Genomic DNA, 21,920 nt, shown 5'->3' with positions numbered 1-21,920 from the left:
AGAGCCAATGAAGGACAAACAAGGGTTAAATAAACGAGCAAGTGTCCTTCATCCATTCAATGTTGGTTAAAAACCTAACTAGATTGCCAAAATACTGGTAGAATTAAATGAGATCATGAAACCAATACAAAAGAAAAATCGTAATAGCTACAGGGGGTGTTAACATGAACAAACCAAAAACGGATAAATTGCTAAAAGGGCTTGTTGGATCCAGTGTCGCGCTCTTTGGTTTAACAGGGTGCTCACCGGGGCTTCAAGAGGAACTTCTCAATGTTCCCGTTGAACCAGAAGAAACGGTCCAACCAGATGCAACAACTGGCCCGCCTTCACCGGATGAAGCGGATTGTGATACATGGACGTGGGATGAGGAAGCAGAAGGCTACCAATGCATCGAGGAAGGAAGCGCAAATCACGGTCACTATTACTACGGTGGGATGTGGTTCCCGACAATGGCAGCGTTTCTTGCAGGGAGAGCGACTGCTGGAGGGGGCGGTGGTGGCCAAGTAAGGCAACCCGCGACAGGCACCCAGCCTGACCAAAATGTCAGTCAGCCTCGTCAAGATCAAAATCAAACAAGAAGTCCAAACCGAGCAACCAATCCACGCTCTGGCATGGGTGGCGGTGGTAGTTTTGGCGGATAATCATACGGCCAAGCGCGATGAGTTTTACGAGACAATCTCTACGTTTTGGGACCGGTTATATGGAATGGAGTACGCTCTTTATGATTGTTTGGAGTTGTCTGATACGGACGTAGCGGATATCCGAACAGCAACAAAAGAAGCGTATAACGTTTATAAAAAAATGGTTCGGCTTATACGACAGGCTTCAGATGAGACGCTGATTGATTTAGGGTTTCCCGGGAAAGCGCTAGAGTTCTTACGAATGCAACTTCTACCTTATGAAACGGTGATTGGTCGCTTTGATTTTGTGCAAACGAAAGATGGACTAAAAATACTCGAATTTAATGCTGATACGCCGACGTTTATTCGAGAACTGTTTGACGTAAATGGTCATGTTTGTCAAGAGTTTCGGATGACGAATCCAAATGCAGGGGAAGATGACTATTTAGGAAAATCGATTCGAAATAGTGTGTTTCATTGTGCTAGGCAAATCGGAGTAACCGATCATCCTTATGTCGTGTTTACGGCACATGAAGAAGACGTTGAAGACCGTGAGACGATGATGTATTTGATGAATGTTTCTCAAATAAAGGGTGCGCGCTTTGTACCGTTATCCATGCTGCAAGTAGTTGCAGGGGATGGCGTGTATGATTCAGAAGGCATGCGGATTGACGTGGTTTACCGGCACACGTATCCACTTGAGGCATTACTAGAAGATGTGACGGATGACGAGTATCCGATTGGCATCGAATTTATGAGATTAGTCGAGCGGCGAAAAGTTGGAATGCTTAACCCGGTATCAGCCTTCCTGATGCAAAGCAAAGCCGTTATGGCTGCAATCTGGGGGATGCACGAGCAGCGCCATCCCTTATTTACAGAAGAAGAACATAAGGTCATTAGTCGCTACTTTTTGCCGACCTATTTAGATGAAGAACCGTTTCTTGCATCAGGTGTTACATATGTATCCAAGCCAGCCTTTGGCCGAGAAGGAGATACGGTTGAAGTAAGACGTCAAGGCGAGACGCTGTTTCAGCAAAAAGCCAAGTCGTATGCTCAGTATGTGAAGGTATTTCAACAATACGTTGACTTACCTAGTGCAGATGTACAGACGGAAATTGGAACCGTTCAAGCCCATTTATTAATCGGGAGTTTTGTTGTTAATGAAAAACCAAGTGCATTCGGCATCCGAGCCGGAGCGCAAATTACGGATAACTTATCTTACTTTTTACCTTGCGGAGTGAAAGGAGCAAATGAATGGACTTAACGTTTTATTTACAAACCTTTGATCATTTTATTATCTATTTAGCGGTGTCCCTTGTGCTATTCCTAGTCGGGACGTATATTTTCAAACTCGTCACACCTTACTCAGAACGAGCTCTAATCAAAAACGGCAACACGGCTGTTTCATTGAAACTATTAGGAAAAATGGCCGGACTTGTGGTTGTTTTGCAATCAGCCATCCGCCACTCGATCAACCTAGTAGACCTAGCCATCTGGGCATTTATCGCGATCATCATTCAAATAGTCCTGCACCTTGTCATCGAGTATGTGCTAACAAGAAACACAAACCTTGCCAAAGAAGTAGAAAAAGGCAATGTAGCCGTCGGATTGCTACTCGGTGGAGTATCGGTGTTAGTCGGAATGATAGTGGCGGCGGCGATTAGTTATTAAGCTTTAACCAAAAAAGTGAACTTCTTTTTTGGTTAAAGCGACGCATTGAGCGGAGCCGCTGCCATGGTTTTAAGCCTTTTATGAGTGGGTTTCTCATAAAAGGCGTGCAGCGAGTGAAGCCAATGCAACATGTTCGCACTGTTAAGGATAAAAGCTAGAATCGATTTCACACTTTTGTGAGGAGAAGAAATACCACCAACCCGCACCATCCACCAAAGAAAAACTCCAACGCATCCAGAAAGGAGTCCCAAACATGCTTCCATACCAATCTCTAACCGAGCCATTCGACCCCGATCGCTATCTTAAACGCTGGCTTGAGGTCGAACGGAAAGTATCTGCCAAAGGTTTCACCTGGGCGACATTATACGAAAACTATGAAGATAATCAATATATGAGTGATTCCCTGCTAGTTGTTCCTTCGTCTCTTGCTAGAGAAGTTGAAAATGCCTCTCGAGCGGTGAACGATGTTTTTCAGAAGACGTATGAACAGATTCTGAAGGACCGATCGATCATACATAGGCTGGGAATTTCCGTTTTTATGTGGGACTTATTGTTGAAAGAAGGTCAGCAAGCATTCTCATACTTCTGCAGATACGACTTTATCGCTTCAGCTAACGGATTAAAGGTAATTGAAGGCAATACCGATACCCCTGTTGGCTTAATTGAGTCGGCTGTAGGGCAGGAGGTTCTCTGCCAAGAACATGGTCGAGAGAACCCAAATGCGAAGTTAGTTGCAAACGTAAAAAACGCTTGGAATCAAATTATCCGAGACTACCGAATTGGCAGTGCGGATACGCTGTATTTTACATGTGCCGACTGGCATGATGAAGACAAACAAACGGTGCAATTTTTGATGAACCTATATCCACAGCAAGCCAAGTATATTCCGCTTGAAGAAATCGTCGTCGGAAAAGACGATGTTCAAACGCGGGACGGGGAAAAGATCGACTTCTTGTACAGGTTATATCCTCTTGAATATTTCTTAGAAGAAAAAAGCGGAACAGGAGAGCTCATCGGTGAACAATTCATCGTACACGTCTTAAATGACAAGCTGAAAATTATTAACCCACCATCGGCACTTATGATGCAGTCAAAGGCCATTCTCTCACTTATTTGGGAGAAAAAAGATGAGTGGTATACACGCATGGAACAAGACGCGATCGATAAATACTTCTTGCCGACTTACGACAAGCTCGGAGATTTAAACTCCTACGTGAAAAAGCCAGTACTCGGCCGCGAAGGAGGGGGCATCCAGATTGTCTCAAATGGTGCAGTGATAGATGAAGACGTCGATTACTATCAAAATCAAGCAACGGTATACCAACAGTATTTCCCGATGCCAGATCAAACGATCGATACATGGGACGGACCTTATACTGGCAAACTTCTCATCGGTTCCCACGTCATTAACGGAGAACCAAGCGGACTATTCTTCCGCGTAGGCGGACCGATCACAGGCAACTTATCAATGTTTGTAGCCTATACAACAAGCTAACAACCGGGGCGGGGGGTGTCCCGATGAGGGGTCAGACCACGCTCTACCACTGCACCGTACCACAGAGGGGTCTGACCCCAACCTAATAATCCACCTAGAAAGGAGGTACAGTCTTGCATTTTTTCTTGAAAATAAGTCTTGGTCTCATAAGAATGAGAAACGTGACGCTATTTATCACAACAGCCGTCTTCATTCTATTAAGCACGATCATTATGTATGCTTTAGAACCCGATAACTTTGAAAGTCTCTTAAACACGTTTTACTTTGTGATGACCACTTTTACTACGGTTGGATATGGTGACTATTCACCAACAACGATACCAGCTAAAATTTATTCGGTCTTTATGTTTCTTATTGGAATTGGTCTTCTTGGGGTTGTTATCGGGAAGATTGTTGATTCATTTACGTTATTTAGAAGAATGAGAGAGGAAGGGAGGATGACGCTCTTGAACGAAAATCACGTTGTCATTATCGGCTGGGGAAAGAAATCAGAATCGGCGGTTAAGGAAATTTTAGATTCTGATAAGGACGTAGAAGTAGTCGTCATTGATACACTAACCAAATCACCTGAATTGTTAATGAGTGACGTAAGGCTCCATTACGTACAAGGTGACCCAACATTAGAAGAGGCATATGTAAAAGCAAATCTAACAAAGGCCAATGCAGTCATCATCTTCGCCGATGGCAATATTCAAGATCGCTCGCTCAAAGATGCCAAAACACTTCTCGTAGCCATCACGGTTAGTCGACTAGCACCAACTGTACATACAACTGTAGAAATCTATACTGAAAAGAACATCTCAAATTTCTCCCATGTTGAAGTTGATGAGTTTATCCTCTCGCAAGAAACGATCTCACGCCTCGCAGTAAGATCAGCTCTTTACAAAGGAGTCAGCCAAGTGTACTCACAGCTTATTAGCAGGCAACACGGGGAAGATCTTTATCAAATTCCAACGAAAGCAGAGTGGAAGACATATAATGATGCCTTTCAAGACTTGCTCGCCCAAGGTGCAACACTCATTGCCGATCGAAACCAACTGGATATTAATAGACGTTTGGATGAGATGATTCCGGATGAGGCAGTGCTTTATATTATTTGTAATCGGGAGACGTATGAGAAGGTAAGTGGTTAATAGTATTAATAAAAAATGTTGAAATTCCTTGATAATAGATCGAGGTGTTTCAACATTTTTTTTAGTTGAGATATAAAAAGATGCTCTGTAAGATGTAGTGAATTTTATCTAGTTAAAAATTGCTCCAATACGCATCGCTAAGCAGATACTCCTAATTAAATCCGAATAAAGTAAACAGATTCTTAGTAAACCAAATTTTTTTATAGTCTAAAAGTCTTAACAATATGTAAAAAATGGGGTAGTATTTAAAAGGTCGAAATATGGTAACTTGTGTAATATTTTTTAAGATATTACATAACAAATGAAGGAGGGTATCGATGAAACAGGCAAAATGGTTGAATGTGACAATTATTTTCACTCTTATTTTTCAATTCTTCGCTGTGCCACTTGGTGCTGTGGAAGTAAAGTCACAATCCAACTCAATTCATCTTAAAGAAATATTTATTAAAGATGAAAAGTTAAGAATTGAATGGGAGCTGGAAGAGGAAATTAATTGGGAGGAAGCAGATCTAACTTTAGAGAAAAATGGAGAAGTTACTGCTTTGACACCTGATCAATTAGAAGTTGAGCAAGGAACTTACGTATTTTATGACAAAGAAGCAGACCTTGATGGAACTTATACATATGCAATTGTTTTGTATCAAGATGGTCAGATACACGAAAGTAATCTCGTGACTTACGCACCTGAACTTCTTCTTGAAGAAGTAACCGAAGAAAGTCAGGAAGCTGAGGAGCTAACAGCTGAGGAAGCAGCGACAGAAGAAGAACCAACAGCTGAGGAAGCAGTAACAGAAGAAGAAGCTACTGTTCCAGAAGAGGAAGTAGATGGTTCTTCCGAGGAAGAAGTAGTAGAAGAAGCAGTTGATGTTATTCAAGATCAGGAAGATGGCTTGGAAGAAGAGCCAATCTATGATGACTTCTACGAGGAAGACGATGTTTGGGACAATGGAGATAGTTTCTATAGCTATTACTATCACCAATATGACGAGAATGAAAACATCAACTTATATGAACCACGTATCACAGATGAAAGCTTTTCATTCTCAATCTCATTTAATTATCAAAATGTAGGTGAGTGGCCAAATGAATATCGATTCTATCTAAATGATGAATTAGTACCACATTCGAACCACTATATACTCTCTAACATGGATCCGAATACAGAGTATACGTTGAGAGTCGAAGCGATCAGTTATGAGGGTGAATTATTAGTTGAGCGTGAGTTTACTGTAAAAACGACGGATGTTGTTGAGAGCGAAGAAGCTGTAATTCTAGACGAGAATTTGGAAGAAGCCGTTCGTTCAGAGCTGGGAATCCAAAGTCGTGCTTTAACTGTGCATGATTTAGAACAAATCAAAAGACTTCATATTTACCATAGTAATATAAGTGATTTAACAGGATTAGAACATGCCAAAAATTTAGAGTCGTTATATGCGAACAATAACAACATTACTAACCTTGAACCATTATCTACACTTACAAATCTATCATTCATAAATGTGAATAATAATGAGATTGAAGATCTTCTTCCAGTAACAAAAATGGAAGGCTTGGGATATTTGCAAATTGAGTCTAATAAACTAACGAACATTAACCTTTTGTTAGAGATTGAAAGACTTTATGCAGTGGCAATCACGTCGAACGCACTTGACTTATCAGACGGGTCAGATGCTCGAATTGTAATTGAAACATTACAAGAAAAAGATGTACATGTTGCATTTGAATTCACACAGGAATTTAATCTCAATTACTATATCGGTGATGTGCTAATCGACTTGACTTGGGACATTCGTTTTGATGATTCGCATATTGCTAGCTTTGAAGTTTTTGTGGACGAAGTGAATGTGGGGGCTGTTGGTCGAGATACTCGTAATTTTGAAATTACAGGGTTAGAACCTGAAACGACTTATATCATTGAAGTTGTTGCCATTGGTTATGATGGTATGCCGAAAAATACTAGCTGGACACATGAAATTATAACAGCAAGTGAGCCGAGAGGTGAAATCGTTACGTTTGAAGACGCGACTCTTGAGCAAAGAATTCGTGAACGTCTATGGGTTCATGGGAGAGAGATAAGAGATAGTGATCTTGAGGATCTTACGTCTTTATCTATCTATTGGCAAGATATTTCTAGTTTAAGTGGATTGGAGCATGCAACCAATTTACGTTCGCTTTATTTACATGGATTGTCTGTTGATGATCTTTCTCCTATTTATCAATTAGAGAAATTAGAAGAATTGAGTTTGTACGATATGGGGCTGGAAGAGATCTCATGGGTTACAAATTTATCCGAATTGCGGCATTTATCGCTTTCATATAATAACATTACAGATATTTCGCCAATCCTAGAGTTGACGAAATTAGAGTCTTTGGACATTTGGGGAAATTCTCTTGATTTATCTCTTCAATCTAAGACGATGGAACAAATCGCTGAGCTAAAAGAGCGTGGAGTGGAAGTAGCTTACCCTAGACCAGAAGTATATTCAGGATTTGTATCTGATGAATCGGTCATTCTATATTGGTACTTTGATGAGTATGAAGGAGACATTGATTCGTATCAAGTTATGGTGAATGGTCAGGGTGTTGATCTGATTTCAAAGGATGACTATTATTACGGTAGATACATCCTTACAGAGTTAGACCCAGAAACAGAATATAACATTACGATTGTTGGACTACGTGATGGAGAGTTGGTTATTCACACGAATACTCTCTTAGTTAAGACAAAACGAGTTCCGAGTGAAGGGACAGAGGTAACTTTTGCTGATTCGAATTTAGAGGCAGAGATTCGCCGAACTTTTGGATTTGAACATCGCAGTATTACTGAGGATGACATGAAAGAGTTATCTTATTTGTCAATCTACTATAATGACATTAGTGACTTAAAAGGTTTAGAAACAGCTGTAAACTTAAGGGGATTCTATTTGTATGGGGGATCCGTTACGAATATCGACGTATTAGCGGAACTTCCTCAATTACGGGATTTGCATTTAAGCGACCTTGGAATTGAAGATTTAAGTGTGCTTACGTCTCTAACGAATCTAAGTTATTTAAGCCTAACTAATATGGATTTAGAAGATATTTCATTTGTAAGTGAATTTACTAATTTATATGACTTAAATTTATCAAACAATAACATTACAGATATCAGTCCATTACAAGATCATTCTGTATATTACTTATTACTTAATAATAATCAGATTGAAGATCTTACACCTTTATTGTCCTTATTGAATTTAACAGATGTAGCACTCTGGGGAAATTTAATTGATTTTAGTGAAGGGACGCCTGCTTCTCAAGTTGTAAAAGAACTTGAAAAGAAGGGAGTATATGTAGAAAAAGATCAGTATCATTACCAAAACGACGTAGTAATATCTGACTTTACATCAACAACGATAACCGTTGATATTGATGCATCTGCTAATGGTTGGAGTTATGACAGTTATACGATATTTGTAGACGATGAAATCGTGTTTGACTTAGATGGTTCAACGCAGTCGTTTACGATTGAAGGACTTGAGCCAAATCGAACTTATGAAATTTCCATGAATATGAATGGGGACGGATTTAGCGATTTTGTTTACACGTATGTAACGACTCTTGCGGTTGATCATGATGATGAAGGGTCAGAAGAACCTATCGAAGAGCCGACACCAAAACCGGTTACCTACCAACTAACGGTTTCTGATATTGCATCAAAATCATTTTTACTAGACTGGGAAGCAGCTGCTACTGATTATGAAGCTGAAAATGTAGAAGTCTACCTTTCAAATGAGCTTGTAGCAGAGCTTGATGATCAAACGACATCTTATGCAATTGAAGGCTTAAATCCAAATACTTGGTACAGTGTAAAAGTGAAGATGTTCAAAGGGGACGAGTTTGTCGAACTAAACCGGACGATTCGCACGAGAACGATTGAACGAACGGCTGTTAGCTTCAAGGCTGAAAACCAAGACGGAGAAGCTGTTGATCGCCAACTTGAGTTTTACCTAGAGGGAACGGGTCCTCATAACAAACATGCCTATTATTACGGCTATACAAATGAGGAAGGTTTCTTACGATTATGGCATCAATCTAGTACGACACTTGATATTCCGGTCGGTACGTATGACATTTATATTTTTGGAAACGGGAAATATCAAGATACGTTACTAGAAAACATTGAAATCAACTTAGATCAAGACTATGTTGATCAACCTGTTCAGCTAGTTATTAATCAAATTGACTTAGAATTAAGTACATTAGACATTTCTGTGTTGGATACGGCTGGTAATCCGATAGAGGAACTGGACTATATTTCTATTTATAGCCCGAGCATAGTGTCTTCTTATAATTATAGTTTCGGATATAAATATGAGTGGGATCCTAAAAGTGCAACGGGGCAGTATTCGTTTGCTGACATGGCTCATGCTACGGACTATCAAATTAGTATAGGGGCAGAAGGATACCGCACCTACAATGGAAATTTCAATTTCTCAGAAGGATTAAATGCACTAGAGGTTGTTTTAGAAATAGGTGCAACTGTAAAAGGTTCGGTTGTCACAGAAAGCGGCAATGCAATCATTGGTGCAAATGTCTATGCCTCAAACAATAACATCTGGGAATACGCTGATACAAAAACAGGTGGCGAATTCATTATTCAAGGTGTAGAAGCAGGAAACCTTGTAATTGATGTGTCGATGACTGGATTTGAAAGCAAAAGAATTGAACTTACTGAAGCAGACTTCGAAGAGAATGTCGCAAACATCGGTGAAGTGACATTAAGTCCAGAAAGGTACGTTGAAGGGTTCTTACTTGATCAAGACAATAAGCCAGCCCGTAACGTATCTGTTATGTTGCATCTTGACGGAAGTTCGTGGAGTTCTTATTGGGCAAGAACAGATCAAAATGGGTACTTCAAGTTCAGAAATGTAGCAGATAACACGTATACATTAAGAACGGAAAGTTTCAATTATCCTAACATTGAAGTTGATTCCGTTATTCCGAAAAATGAAGCCTATACGTTTATGCTTTTAGAAGAGGGCACAGGAAGTTTCGTTGGGGAAGGGAACCGTTTCTCTTCATCTGTTACGACTGTTGTTCCTGGTAATACAATGAGATACCGTTTAGATTATAAAAATAATGGATCTGAAGCAGCTGAACATGTTGTATTAGATCTTGCTTTATCTGAAAATGTTGAACTTCTAGAAGAAACGATCCTTCTTAACGGAAAGGAAAAGGAACTTACAGATGGAAAGCTAGTTCTCGATCGAATCGAAGCTGGTGAAGCTGGAGTCCTGCGTTTCCAAGCAAAAGTAAAAGAGAATGTGTCATCACAAATTCTTTCAAGAGCAACGATTGCATATGGAGATGACGAAGTTCGATTATCAGCAACGACGAATGTTTTATTTGTTACGATGCAAGCTCCAGAAGTAACAGCTACATCGAAAGTAAAAGTATATGGAACGGCAAAAGTTGGGTCGAAAGTAGAAGTATATGATGGACAACGTCTACTAGGACAAACAACCGTAACGAGCCGTTGGTGGTATATGGATGTGAACCTTCCTGTTCGTGAAGGGACAGAAAGTACGCATAACTTAGTTGCTAAAGTAACAGAAGATAATGAAGTTTTCTATTCTGATGCAAAAACATTGAGTTACCAACCTGATGTTGCGTCATTAGAAGAAGTGACTGTACATGCTGGTTGGAACAGTGGGGTTACACTTAATCCTAATACAGGTGTAGCAACGTTTGCGATTGTTGAATTTACACCAATTGATTTAGAAGTGAAGTTTGACAAACAAGTCGATGAAGTGAATATGCACTTTATCGGTGAAACGTACGAGTTAACGTACGATGCACAAAAACAAACCTATGTTGGACAGTTCCCTCCAGGATGGAGTTCATATGGGGAGCAACTCTTTGAAATTAGCTTCATTCAAGGAGAAACGGAGACTCGTTTGCCTCTTATGGAAGTAATCGTGTTAATTGATCCATCTGGCTATGTGTTTGAAGGAAGCATGGACAATCGTCTTCAAGGTGCAACAGCCATCGTGGAAGAGTACCGTCGAGAGCAAAACATCTGGAGAAAATGGGATGCTGAGTTCTTTGGCCAAATCAACCCACAAATCACGGATGAAAGAGGCCGCTATGGTTGGGATGTTGTACAGGGAGAGTGGCGTGTTATCTTCAGTAAAGAAGGCTATGAAACGTACATTAGCCGAATTGTGGAAGTTCCACCTGAAGAAACCGAGTTAAATGTTCCGCTTGTACGGTTAAGTGAGCCTGAAGTAGAGTTTATCTCCTACGAAGAAGGTACTGTAACAGTTGTGTTTGATCGTCTGATGAACGAAGAAGATGTAGAGGAGTACATCCGCGTACTTCTTGATGGTGAAGCGGTAGAGGGTACGTTCGAGTTAGAAGGAATGTACGGCTACCAAGCTGTTGAAGAGGGATCTGGTTATTATGAACCAAACGAAGATCAACTTCTTTCTCAAACATTCGTCTGGACGCCAAACGAACCATTAGTAGAAGAAACAACATACGTGGTAATAGTAGAAGACATCAGTGATTATGATGGAAAAACTTTAGGTACTCCATATCAAACTGAATTCACAACAGAAGCAGCTGTCATTGAGGAGCCGGCAGACGAAGAGTCTGAAAACGAGCAACCGAAAGACGAAGAGTCTGAAAACGAGCAACCGAAAGACGAAGAATCTGGAAGTGAGCAACCGAAAGACGAAGAGTTAGGAAGTGAGCAATCGAAAGACGAAGAGCCTGGAAGTAAGCAACCGAAAGATGAAGAATCTGGAAGTGAGCAACCGAAAGACGAAGAGTCAGGAAGCGAGCAACCAAAAGACAAAGAACCTGCAAGCGAGCAATCGAAAGACGAAGAGTCAGGAAGTAAGCAACCGAAAGACGAAGAGTCAGGAAGCGAGCAACCGAAAGACAAAGAAACTGGAAGTGAGCAACCGAAAGACAAGGAGTCAGGAAGCGAGCAACCGAAGGATAAAGAGTCTGGAAACGAGCAACCGAAAGACAAAGAGTCAGGAAGTAAGCAGCCGAAAGACAAAGAGTCTGGAAATGAGCAACCGAAAGACAAAGAATCTGGAAGCGAGCAGCCGAAGGATAAAGAATCTGGAAGTGAGCAACCGAAAGATAAAGAGGCAGGAAGTAAGCAACCGAAGGATAAAGAATCTGGAAGTGAGCAGTCGAAAGACAAGGAGTCAGGAAGTAAGCAACCGAAGGATGAAGAGTCAGGAAGTGAGCAGCCGAAGGATAAAGAATCTGGAAGTGAGCAACCGAAAGATAAAGAGTCAGGAAGTAAGCAACCGAAGGATGAAGAATCTGGAAGTGAGCAGTCGAAAGACAAGGAGTCAGGAAGTAAGCAACCGAAGGATGAAGAGTCAGGAAGTGAGCAGCCGAAGGATAAAGAATCTGGAAGTGAGCGACCGAAAGACAAAGAGTCTAGAAGTGAACAACGAGACGAAGAGTTAAAAGCTAAGGAACCAACTATTGAGAAACCTCAGGATAGCAAGGAAGCTAAAGACTCAGAAAAGAACGAGCAGAACCAAGAAACAACGAAGAAAAAAGAGAAGCAAGACATCATGGTTAAACCAAGAGCTTCTCGAGGTCAAGTAACTCTTGAACTGAAAGAGTTAGAACAAGTTCCAGTAAATGGAACGATTACGATTGATTTGCAAAGATATGAGAAGCAAAGTGAACTCTCTCTTATCTTAAGTTCTGAACAAGTTGCGTTATTGAAGAAGCAAAACGTTACGATTATTTTAGATAAAGGCGATGTTTCTTTAAGCATTAAAGCAGCAATCTTCACAAACGGAAATGAGGAAGTTCGTGTAAATGTAAAGAAACTAAAAGACATAAAACAAGCATTAAGTTCTGTTTATGACTTTAAGATTCACCAAGGTGACCAAATCATCAGCCAATTTGAAGAAGCAATTGTTCTTGCATTTAAAGTAGATACAAAGAAAGTTTCTAATCCAGAAGCTGTGAAATTGTTCTACTGGAATGAAACAAAGCAAGAGTGGGAGTTAATGGGTGGTACGTATGAAGAAGGTCTTCTAATTGGTGAAACGCCACACTTTAGTACATTTACGGTATTTGAATTAACAGAAGATGAATTAGCAAGCGTTAGTGACAATGTTACACCAGAAGAGCAAAGTGGGTCTCAGTTGCCGTTCACAGCTACTGGTACTTATAATTTCCTTCTTCTTGGAGTAATTCTTGTTGCGATTGGTCTTATATTTTCAAGAAGATTTAAAGTAGTAAAAGAATAATAGAAGAGGTTGACTCAATCTGTGTCCTTTTAACATTTTCAACTTTAAAAGGGTGAAAGAGTCAGCCTCTTTCACTCAAAGATCATAAACTAGGAGGAACTATGAGAAAGATAATTGCTATTGTAATGTGTACGGGCTTACTAGTCGTCTCTGGATGCTCTGACAGCAATGCGGAGAATTCCTCAACAGAAGGCTCGCCCAAAGCAGCTGCTGCTTCAAGCAACTTGGTTGAACAACTAGAAAAAGAAATAGAAGAACTGAAGTTGGAAAATGGACGTCTCAAGATGGATATAGCCAAACTACAAGATACTGTTGAAAGGCTACACAAAACGAATATGTCTAAAACAGAGTAGAAAAAAGCAAATATTATGTGCTTTAAGAGAAATCTAAGGAAAGCCCTCGGTTGCAAACCGAGGGCTTTTCTATAAAAAGGATCTTATTACAATGACGTGTTAAAGAGAGGGGTCTGACCCCCGGAAATAACTTCGGGAAATGGAAAAGATAAAATAAGTAAAAATAGGTAGATTTATTAGAAATGTTCTGATAACAAAATGATCGTGAATAAAAGATAACGATAAAGGCAAATCATTTGAAAGAGTGAGACGCAAAGCCTCAGGTCTAAGGTCAATCTGACTACGACGGCTGGGTTACCGAAATGATACAAATCATAGGATCACTATATGTTTCAGATCTGTTGAGGCTACTTCTTTATCGAAGTGGCCTTTTGTATTGGTAAAAGACATAAAAATAGGGATCAAAGGACCCCCTATCCTAAATTATGAAGTTATCTTTTTCATTTCACCGCCAAAGACGCGAATGTAATAGCGGCCTTCATCATCTTTTAGAAGCTTTATTCCTAGCAAAGCCAAAGGCGTCCAAATGGTTTTCACTCTAATTAATGGCATGTTTGTTTTTCACTCCTATAGTCCTTATGCTTAGTGTAAGTAAGAAAAGGGTATTACGCTTCTGTGACATATGTCCAATGTCTAATATCACTATTGGTATGATGGTAATAGAATAAAACATAATGTTGGTAATTTAAAGGAAATCTCTTCATCAAGAATAGACATTTCTCTACAAAAAAAACAAAATGTTCGTTATAGCGAATTATCTTTAAAAGTGAATGTGGGATTGCAGAAGGGCTGACGAATTCTAAAATAAGACTACCATTTTTTACAAAAATCGACACTTGTTCGAAAAAATTATAAACAAATAGAGTTGTCGTATCTAGACAACTCTATTTGTTATTGGTTTACAATGTTTAAATGTTAAAATAATCAATAAAAAAAGTCGATCATAAAAGAGGTCAATATTTTCTAACGTGAAAAAGATCTTTTTCCACTTAATAAATGAATAAAACTAAAAATGGTTTACTAGTTTCAACGAAAAGTATAGAATGTTTTTTAAGCAAGGACGTAGAATATAAAGAAAGATAGGTGATAAGCGATGAGTACCGTTCAATCGATTGAACGCGCAATGAAAATTTTAGAACTGCTTTCAAAAAAGCCAAAAGGTCTTGGTGTAACTGAGATTCATAATGAACTAGAGTTGCCGACTACTACAATTCATCGAATATTAAGTACATTAGCGAAGTACAATGTAGTAGTAAAGGAAAGCGATACAGATAAGTATTCACTTGGTTTATATCTCCTTCATTTGACATCTTCAATCCTCGAAAATATGGATATTCGTATGGTTGCGAGGCCATTTTTGGAAGAGTTAAGAGATGAAACTAATGAAGTCATTCACCTATGTATACATGAAGAAGGAGAAGCGGTTTACATTGATAAAGTTGAAAACACACAGAAAATCCGCATCTCATCACAAGTTGGATACCGAGCACTTATGCATTGTACTGGGGTAGGTAAGGCGCTTTTAGCAGGGATGAGTGAAGAAAGTGTTCGCGAGATTATCAATAAAAAAGGATTACCTAAGTTCACGGAAACAACTATAACTGATTATGAAGTTTTAATTGATCATCTAAAAATAATTCGTGAAAGAGGATATTCTATTGATGAATTAGAACATGAGGAGAACATTCGTTGTATAGCAGCTCCGATCTTTGACTTCCAAGGAGAGGTAATTGCCGGTATAAGTATTGCGGGTCCTTCTTCAAGAGTGACAAGGGAGCGCGTAGAACGTGAACTCGTTCCTATTATTCTAGAAAAAAGTAAACGTATTTCAGAAGCTCTAGGGTATAAAGGCTAAGTTACGAGAAAAAAATATTCAGACTATTGACAAAGCTTTTTAGCTAATTTACAATTAAGACAAAATTGGAAACGTTTTCTTGTTGTATGAACCTTTTATTTGCGAACCTATTTATAGGAATGTAATTCCGTATTATGGGATAGTTATTAATTGAAAATTTATTGGTCTATTTTTTACTAATAGAGAATAATTTTTGATGAGTAATAGGAATCCAATCCCGTAATGCGGAATAAGTAGTCGCGAGTTACTTGATTGTTAAAGTTTTTTAATCAATTATAGGAATGTTATTCCGTATTATGGGATAACGACGCTAACTTGTTAACTTTTGATAGTTTGTTCAAGTTTGTAAGCGCTGTACTGAGGGTGAATACGAATGAACGAACAGCTGTCAATTTAATAAAAGGGGGAGTTTGAGAATGAAGTTGAAGAAAAAGTGGTTAGTACTAGTGTTGGTGTTACTCTTGTCATTGTTAGCTGCATGTAATTCGTCGTCTAATGAACCGACAAACTCTGATTCATCTGAACCATCAGATTCTGGTTCGACAAGTGAAGCGGCAACAAATGAAGAAGGATATGTTATTAGACTAGGATCTCATCTTGCGCCCGATCACTCAGCAGTTAAAGCTGGGGAAAAGTTTAAGGAATTAGTTGAAGAAAAGTCTGATGGAAGAATTGAAGTTCGCGTTCATCCTGCAGGTGAATTAGGTGACCAAAATGAACTAATTCAATCGCTTCAAGTTGGAACTATTGAAATGACAATTAATGACACTGGGTTATTAGCTAACTTTGCTCCCAAAGTAGCAGTGCTAGATTTACCGTATATGTTTTCTGATATTGACCATGTTCACAGAGTATATGAAAGTTCTGTTGGAGAACAGTTGAAAGAGGATTTGTTAGATTCGGGCATTCGTTCACTTGGTTGGTATGATTCGGCATTCCGCCACGCATTACTCAACACAGAGGTTTCTAGTTTCGAGGATTTTAAAGGGTTAACCATTCGTACACCAGAAGCTCCAACGGTTATTGACACAGTCAACTCTTGGGGAGCAACGGCTACTCCAATTCCGTGGGGGGATTTATACACATCTCTTGAGACGGGAGTAGTTGATGGGTTTGAGGGTTCTGCTGAAAGCATTTATTCTTCAGGTGTTCATGATGTGGTTAAATACATCGTAGAGACTGAACATATTTTTACAGCGTTATCGTTAAATATTAGTGACAAATTCTATCAATCTCTATCTGATGAAGATAAGCAAATTATTGATGAAGCTGGTAAGGAAGCAACGTTATATGGCAGACAACTTGCTAATGATTTAGATGAAGAATTTTACAATAAATTATTAGAAGAAGGTCTTGAGTCGATTTCAATTGACCGTACACCTTTTGAAGAAGCTGCTCAAGAAATTAATAAAAGTTACGCTGAAAGAATCGACGCTGTTGATTTAGTAGAAGAAATTGCTTCTCTAAGATAGCGGTTACACGAGGGAGGAGTCAGCGAACGGCATTCGCTGGCTTTTTTCTTACTAATTGGCAGAGGAGGTTAGGCAATGGAAAGGCGATTTAATACATTTATACAGTACTTATTAATAATTACGTTTTCAGTTATTGTGCTACTGGCTCTGTTGCAAATCGGCTCACGGTATGTGGGGCAGCCGCTCCGTTGGTCAGATGAAGCGATACGTTATTTGTTTGTCTGGTTTATTTTTATTGGCACGGCCTATGCGATAAGAGAAAAGAAACACATTGTTGTTGACTTTATTAGTGACCGTTTTAGCCGCACAGTCGTTTGGTTTACGCAACTAACTGTATACGTGCTCATGTGTGTATTCATTTGGGTGTTGATTTACTATGGCTTTGATGTAGCAACGACCATGAAAGTACAATTGTCACCTTTAAATCGAATTCCAATGACTTACGTTTTTCTAGCGATTCCAGTTGGAGGGGTCTTAATGTTATTTTATACGATCCTTAATATTATAGATCTCTTCAAGGAAAGGAGAGTAAGTCAATGACAATCCTCATTCTTTTTCTAGCACTTTTTGCTTTGATTTTCCTTGGAATGCCGGTTGCATTTGCGATAGGTCTTTCCTCAATTTTTACACTCATTGTTATGACGGATGTGCCGCTCACTCTCATCATTCCTAGGCTACTTAATACGGTAGATAGTTCTACATTTTTAGCGATCCCGTTCTTTATGTTAGCTGGAGCCATAATGGAGTATGGAGGGATCTCTAAAAGATTAGTTAACTTCGCTAGTAGTCTCCTAGGTCATATAAAGGGTGGGATCGGCCATGCGACTGTTTTTACAAGTATGACATTTGCAGGGATTTCAGGATCTGCATCAGCCGACACATCAGCGGTTGGGTCTGTCTTAATTCCTTCCATGGTGAAAAAAGGATACCCAAGAGGTTATGCCGCTAGCTTAACCGCTTGTGCAGGTGCGATTGGACCAATTATTCCGCCGAGTATCATTATGATTATTTATGGATCGTTAACAGGGCTGTCTATTAGTAAATTGTTTTTAGCGGGAGCGATTCCAGGAATCTTAATGGGAATTGGTTTAATCATCATGAACTATATTGGAGCCGTTAAATACAACTTGCCAAAGGAAGAGAGAGCCTCTTTTAAACAGTTAGGCAGAAGCTTTATTGAAGCTTTTTGGGCATTGCTCGCACCGGTGATCATTATCGGGGGGATTATTTTTGGATACTTCACGGCAACCGAGGCGAGTGTGATTGCTGTTGCCTACTCGGTATTGGTGAGTATGTTTATCTACAGAGAGCTGAAGATTAGTGACTTAAAGGTGATTCTATTAAAAGCCACTCATACAACAGTGATGGTGATGTTCATCGCAGCAGCAGCGTCTACATTTGGTTGGATTTTAGCCAATGAACAATTCCCGATTCAGGCTGCGCAGTGGCTGCAGGACTTTACAAGCAATCCATACCTGATCTTACTGCTCATTATCATCTTACTTCTGTTAGTAGGGTGTGTTATTGAAACGATTGCTGCTTCTATCATTTTCATACCTGTATTAGCCGCTATTGCTACAGTGTATGGGTTTGATCCGTTTCATTTTGCGACCATTGTCGCAATCACGTTAGTCGTCGGGGGTGTTACGCCTCCTGTTGGAGTACTACTGTTTATCACGAATGGGATTGCAGAAGCCAAAATAAAAGATAGCATCCGCTATTTATGGCCATTTTTCTTTGTAACAATTGCTGTCATTTTACTCGTAGCGTATATACCAGCTCTATCAACCTACTTACCATCTTTGCTTGATTAATAGGGCTGAAAAAATATTAAAAAAATCAAGAAGAATAGAAAGGATGTTATGAAGATGCAATATATTACATTTCAAGTTGGAGAAAAACAGCGTTTAGGATTAAAACAGGAGAATGTTGTGATTGATATAAAAGAATTATCAGCTAAGTACAATGGCGGAGAAGCTTCTAGTTTCACAACTGATATGCTGTCTTTTATTCAAGCCGGAGACGAAGCGCAGGCTTATACTTCTAAACTAGTAGGCTACTTAGAGACAAATGGAGAAGTAGCATCCTCTGTTCAATATAAAGCTGAAGACGTGAAAGTTCTAGCCCCTATCTCAAACCCTGGAAAGGTAATATGTGTGGGGAATAACTATATGGACCATTGTCGAGAGCAAAATGTCGAGCCACCTAAAAGTCCAATGATCTTCTCTAAATGGGCATCATGCATTATCGGCCCAGACGATGTGATTGAGCTTCCGGAAGAGTCTGAACAAGTAGATTATGAAGCAGAGTTAGTTGTGATAATAGGGAAAAAAGGAAAGGATATTTCTGAAGAGGAGGCGTTTGATCATATTTTTGGCTATACCATTATGAATGATGTCAGCGCGAGAGATGTACAATTTGCCGATGTTCAATGGGTGAGAGGGAAGTCATATGATACATTTGCTCCACTAGGACCGGTTATTGTTTCAAAAGAAGAGATTGAAGATCCAGGTAACTTAACTATGAAATTAGACATTAATGGGGAAGTGTTACAAGATTCCAATACTCATCATATGATTTTTGATATCCCTTATATCATTTCTTATTTGTCAAAAGGTTTTACGTTTGAGCCGGGTGATGTAATTGCTACGGGAACGCCACACGGGGTAGGTGTATTCCGCAATCCTCCTGTATTCCTAAAAAAGGGAGATACGTGCACAATTGAAGTAGAGAAAATTGGAACGTTAACAAATACAGTTAAATAAGAGGGGGAGTATTGATGAAAACACTTGTCTGGACTGGACCTAACACGATGAAGGTAGAAGAAACAGAGAGACCGTCGATTCAAACAGATGAAGTTTTGATTCAAGTGGAAGCGGTAGGGATCTGTGGTTCTGAAATAGAAGGATTTTTAGGTCATAATAGCTTGCGCATTCCTCCTCTAGTCATGGGGCATGAGTTCTGTGGAAGAGTGGTTGAAGTCGGGGAAGAAGTAGAGACTTTAACGGCTGGACGAAAAGTCACCGTTAATCCTTTAATCAATTGCGGTGTGTGTGATCGTTGTCGTAAGGGTACAGAGAACCTCTGTGACAACCGCCAAATTATCGGTATTAACCGCTCGGGTGCTTTTGCAGAATACGTAGCTGTGCCGGCGTCCGCTGTTCATGTTATTTCTGAAACGCTTGACCCTTTCACCGCTTCCTTAGCAGAACCGTTAGCATGCTGTTTGCGAGCTGCTAGAAGAGCTATGGCAATCCAACCATTTGCGAATGTCCTTATTTATGGAGCGGGAACGATTGGATTGTTAAGTGGATTTGTTTCTCAAATTTTAGGTGCGAATAAAGTCATAATGGTTGATATTAATGATGAACGTCTTAAAACTGTTCAAGGTTCAGGAATCGACTATGTCATAAATTCGAAAACAGAAGATGTTGAAGGGAAGCTTAAGAAGATTGTAGGGGAAAAAGGGATAGATATCATCATTGATGCAGCTGGATTTCTTCCAACACGAACCCAAGCGATGCAACTCGTAAATTCAGGTGGTGTCATCATGAACGTTGGGCTGGGTATTGATGAGACGCCGATTCCTGTCAATCAGCAAATTCGTAGCGAAACGACTCTACTAGGATCATTTTGTTACACAAAGCAAGATTTCTATGATGCTGTTCAACTGCTAGAAGAAGGAAAAATCTCTCATGAAGGATGGTCAGAGGTTCGGCCTCTTGAAGAAGGGCAGGAAGCATTTACTGACTTAGTAAATGGAGAGGTAATCAATAGCAAGATTTTTCTTTCATTAAAATAGGGGAGGTAGGAATATGAGTCGAACTGGTCAAAAGATTGTAGCTATTAGGGCGTATGTTGTTGAAGGGGGAGGAGCTGACTATCACGATCAAGGAAAGGAACACTGGATCGTGCAGCAAATCTCTACACCGATGAGTATTTACCCTGAATATAAAGAAACGCGCACAAGCTTTGGAATCAATGCACTGAAAACGATCGTTGTTGAAGTAGAATCAGAGAACGGAGAAGTAGGATTTGGAATTTCAACGGGTGGATACCCAGCTGCATGGTTGATTATGAATCATCTAGATCGATTTATTGTAGGGCAACCGGTAGAAAACGTTGAGAAAATGTGGGATCAAATGTACCGGGCTTCTATGTATTATGGCCGAAAAGGAATCGTCATGAATGCCATTTCCGCAGTTGACCTGGCTTTGTGGGATTTACTAGGAAGAGTACGTCAGGAACCTGTCTATGCAATGATAGGTGGAAAGGTACGTGAAGAACTTGTTTTCTATGCAACCGGACCTCGACCAGATTTAGCAAAAGAAATGGGATTCATTGGAGGGAAGCTTCCTTTAACATATGGCCCGGCAGATGGAGAAGAAGGTTTAAGAAAAAATATAGAGCAAGCCGCAGAAATGAGAAAGCGTGTCGGAGATGAATTTTGGCTCATGTGGGATTGCTGGATGTCACTCGACTTGCCTTATGCTCAGAAATTAATGCAAAAATCGGATGAGTTAGGCTTTAAATGGGTAGAAGAATGCTTTAACCCAGATGACTACTGGAGTTACCGAGATCTCAAGAAGCGCGCTGGTAACAACATTATGGTAACTGGCGGAGAGCATGAAGCCACGCGTTATGGATTCCGCTTATTGCTGGAAATGTGCGATCTCGATATTATTCAACCAGATGTTGGATGGTGTGGAGGTCTAACCGAATTGATTAAAATTGGAAATCTTGCAGAGAGCTACAACAAATTAGTCATTCCACACGGCAGTGGTGTTTATAGTTATCATTATGTAACGACTAAGAATAACAGTCCGTTTACAGAATACTTGGTCATGAGCCCTGAAGCAGACCATGTAGTCCCGCAATATTATCCATTAATTAAAGATGAACCAATACCAATCAATGGGAAACTGAAAGTTGGAGACGAACCAGGATTTGGTGTGGAGTTGAATAGAGAAGCAGGATTAGTGGAAGTTAAGAAGGGTACATCTCTCTAAGTGCGAGATAATAAGGAGAAGTAGCGTCGAAAAGAA

15 protein-coding genes and 1 riboswitch are annotated in these 21,920 nt (G+C 39.8%); of the genes, 14 read left to right on the top strand and 1 reads right to left on the bottom strand.

Features of this window, described 5'->3' with window-relative positions; genetic code table 11:
- Positions 1–164 precede the first annotated feature (164 nt).
- The 7 genes from N0O92_RS08955 (at position 165) to N0O92_RS08925 (ending at position 13,548) form a co-directional block, all read left to right on the top strand.
- Positions 165–641 (top strand): hypothetical protein, encoded by a 477-nt coding sequence (locus N0O92_RS08955; protein ID WP_315614333.1) that lies wholly within the window; start codon positions 165–167, stop codon positions 639–641.
- Positions 631–1,884, top strand: coding sequence for a glutathionylspermidine synthase family protein (locus N0O92_RS08950; RefSeq protein ID WP_315614332.1), 1,254 nt, complete (start codon positions 631–633; stop codon positions 1,882–1,884). Before N0O92_RS08955 ends, N0O92_RS08950 begins: the two co-directional genes overlap by 11 nt.
- Positions 1,875–2,291 (top strand): DUF350 domain-containing protein, encoded by a 417-nt coding sequence (locus N0O92_RS08945; protein WP_315614331.1) that lies wholly within the window; start codon positions 1,875–1,877, stop codon positions 2,289–2,291. The genes N0O92_RS08950 and N0O92_RS08945 overlap by 10 nt, the downstream gene beginning before the upstream one ends.
- Positions 2,292–2,544: 253 nt before the next feature.
- Positions 2,545–3,786 carry a glutathionylspermidine synthase family protein gene (locus N0O92_RS08940; protein ID WP_315614330.1) on the top strand — a complete coding sequence of 414 codons (1,242 nt, stop codon included), beginning with the start codon at positions 2,545–2,547 and terminating at the stop codon, positions 3,784–3,786.
- 113 nt (positions 3,787–3,899) lie between these two features.
- Entirely contained in the window at positions 3,900–4,919 is a 1,020-nt protein-coding gene (locus N0O92_RS08935; RefSeq protein ID WP_315614329.1) for a potassium channel family protein, read from the top strand.
- A 317-nt stretch (positions 4,920–5,236) separates the two neighbouring features.
- Positions 5,237–13,195: a leucine-rich repeat domain-containing protein gene (locus N0O92_RS08930; protein WP_315614328.1), complete on the top strand. Its 7,959-nt coding sequence runs from the start codon at positions 5,237–5,239 to the stop codon at positions 13,193–13,195.
- Between the two features lie 101 nt (positions 13,196–13,296).
- Positions 13,297–13,548, top strand: a complete 252-nt coding sequence (locus tag N0O92_RS08925; protein ID WP_315614327.1) for a hypothetical protein — start codon at positions 13,297–13,299, stop codon at positions 13,546–13,548.
- Between the two features lie 216 nt (positions 13,549–13,764).
- Positions 13,765–13,850, top strand: a riboswitch (cyclic di-GMP riboswitch).
- A gap of 121 nt (positions 13,851–13,971) precedes the next feature.
- Here N0O92_RS08925 and N0O92_RS08920 read toward each other — a convergent pair.
- Positions 13,972–14,100 carry a hypothetical protein gene (locus N0O92_RS08920; protein WP_315614326.1) on the bottom strand — a complete coding sequence of 43 codons (129 nt, stop codon included), beginning with the start codon at positions 14,098–14,100 and terminating at the stop codon, positions 13,972–13,974.
- Positions 14,101–14,641: 541 nt separating this feature from the next.
- Between N0O92_RS08920 and N0O92_RS08915 the strand changes: the two genes are divergently transcribed.
- The 7 genes from N0O92_RS08915 to rhmD all read left to right on the top strand — a co-directional run bounded on the left by N0O92_RS08915 (position 14,642) and on the right by rhmD (position 21,884).
- On the top strand, positions 14,642–15,403 hold the full coding sequence (locus tag N0O92_RS08915; protein WP_315614325.1) for an IclR family transcriptional regulator: 762 nt from the start codon (positions 14,642–14,644) through the stop codon (positions 15,401–15,403).
- 416 nt (positions 15,404–15,819) lie between these two features.
- Entirely contained in the window at positions 15,820–16,875 is a 1,056-nt protein-coding gene (locus N0O92_RS08910; RefSeq protein ID WP_315614324.1) for a TRAP transporter substrate-binding protein, read from the top strand.
- A gap of 75 nt (positions 16,876–16,950) precedes the next feature.
- Positions 16,951–17,415, top strand: a complete 465-nt coding sequence (locus N0O92_RS08905) for a TRAP transporter small permease (protein ID WP_315614323.1) — start codon at positions 16,951–16,953, stop codon at positions 17,413–17,415.
- A complete protein-coding gene (locus tag N0O92_RS08900; RefSeq protein ID WP_315614322.1) occupies positions 17,412–18,689 on the top strand; it encodes a TRAP transporter large permease in 1,278 nt (425 codons plus the stop codon). Before N0O92_RS08905 ends, N0O92_RS08900 begins: the two co-directional genes overlap by 4 nt.
- A 54-nt stretch (positions 18,690–18,743) precedes the next feature.
- Positions 18,744–19,640: a fumarylacetoacetate hydrolase family protein gene (locus N0O92_RS08895; RefSeq protein ID WP_315614321.1), complete on the top strand. Its 897-nt coding sequence runs from the start codon at positions 18,744–18,746 to the stop codon at positions 19,638–19,640.
- A 14-nt stretch (positions 19,641–19,654) separates the two neighbouring features.
- Complete coding sequence (locus tag N0O92_RS08890) at positions 19,655–20,677, top strand: alcohol dehydrogenase catalytic domain-containing protein (RefSeq protein WP_315614320.1); 1,023 nt, start codon at positions 19,655–19,657, stop codon at positions 20,675–20,677.
- A 13-nt stretch (positions 20,678–20,690) separates the two neighbouring features.
- Positions 20,691–21,884 (top strand): L-rhamnonate dehydratase, encoded by a 1,194-nt coding sequence (gene rhmD, locus N0O92_RS08885; protein WP_315614319.1) that lies wholly within the window; start codon positions 20,691–20,693, stop codon positions 21,882–21,884.
- The last annotated feature ends 36 nt before the right edge of the window (positions 21,885–21,920 follow it).

Source organism: Alkalihalobacillus sp. MEB130 (assembly GCF_032335535.1).
Classification (GTDB): domain Bacteria; phylum Bacillota; class Bacilli; order Bacillales; family Bacillaceae_D; genus Halalkalibacter.
The sequence above is the reverse complement of the archived record's forward strand: the minus strand, read 5'-3'. Positions and strand labels throughout refer to the sequence as shown.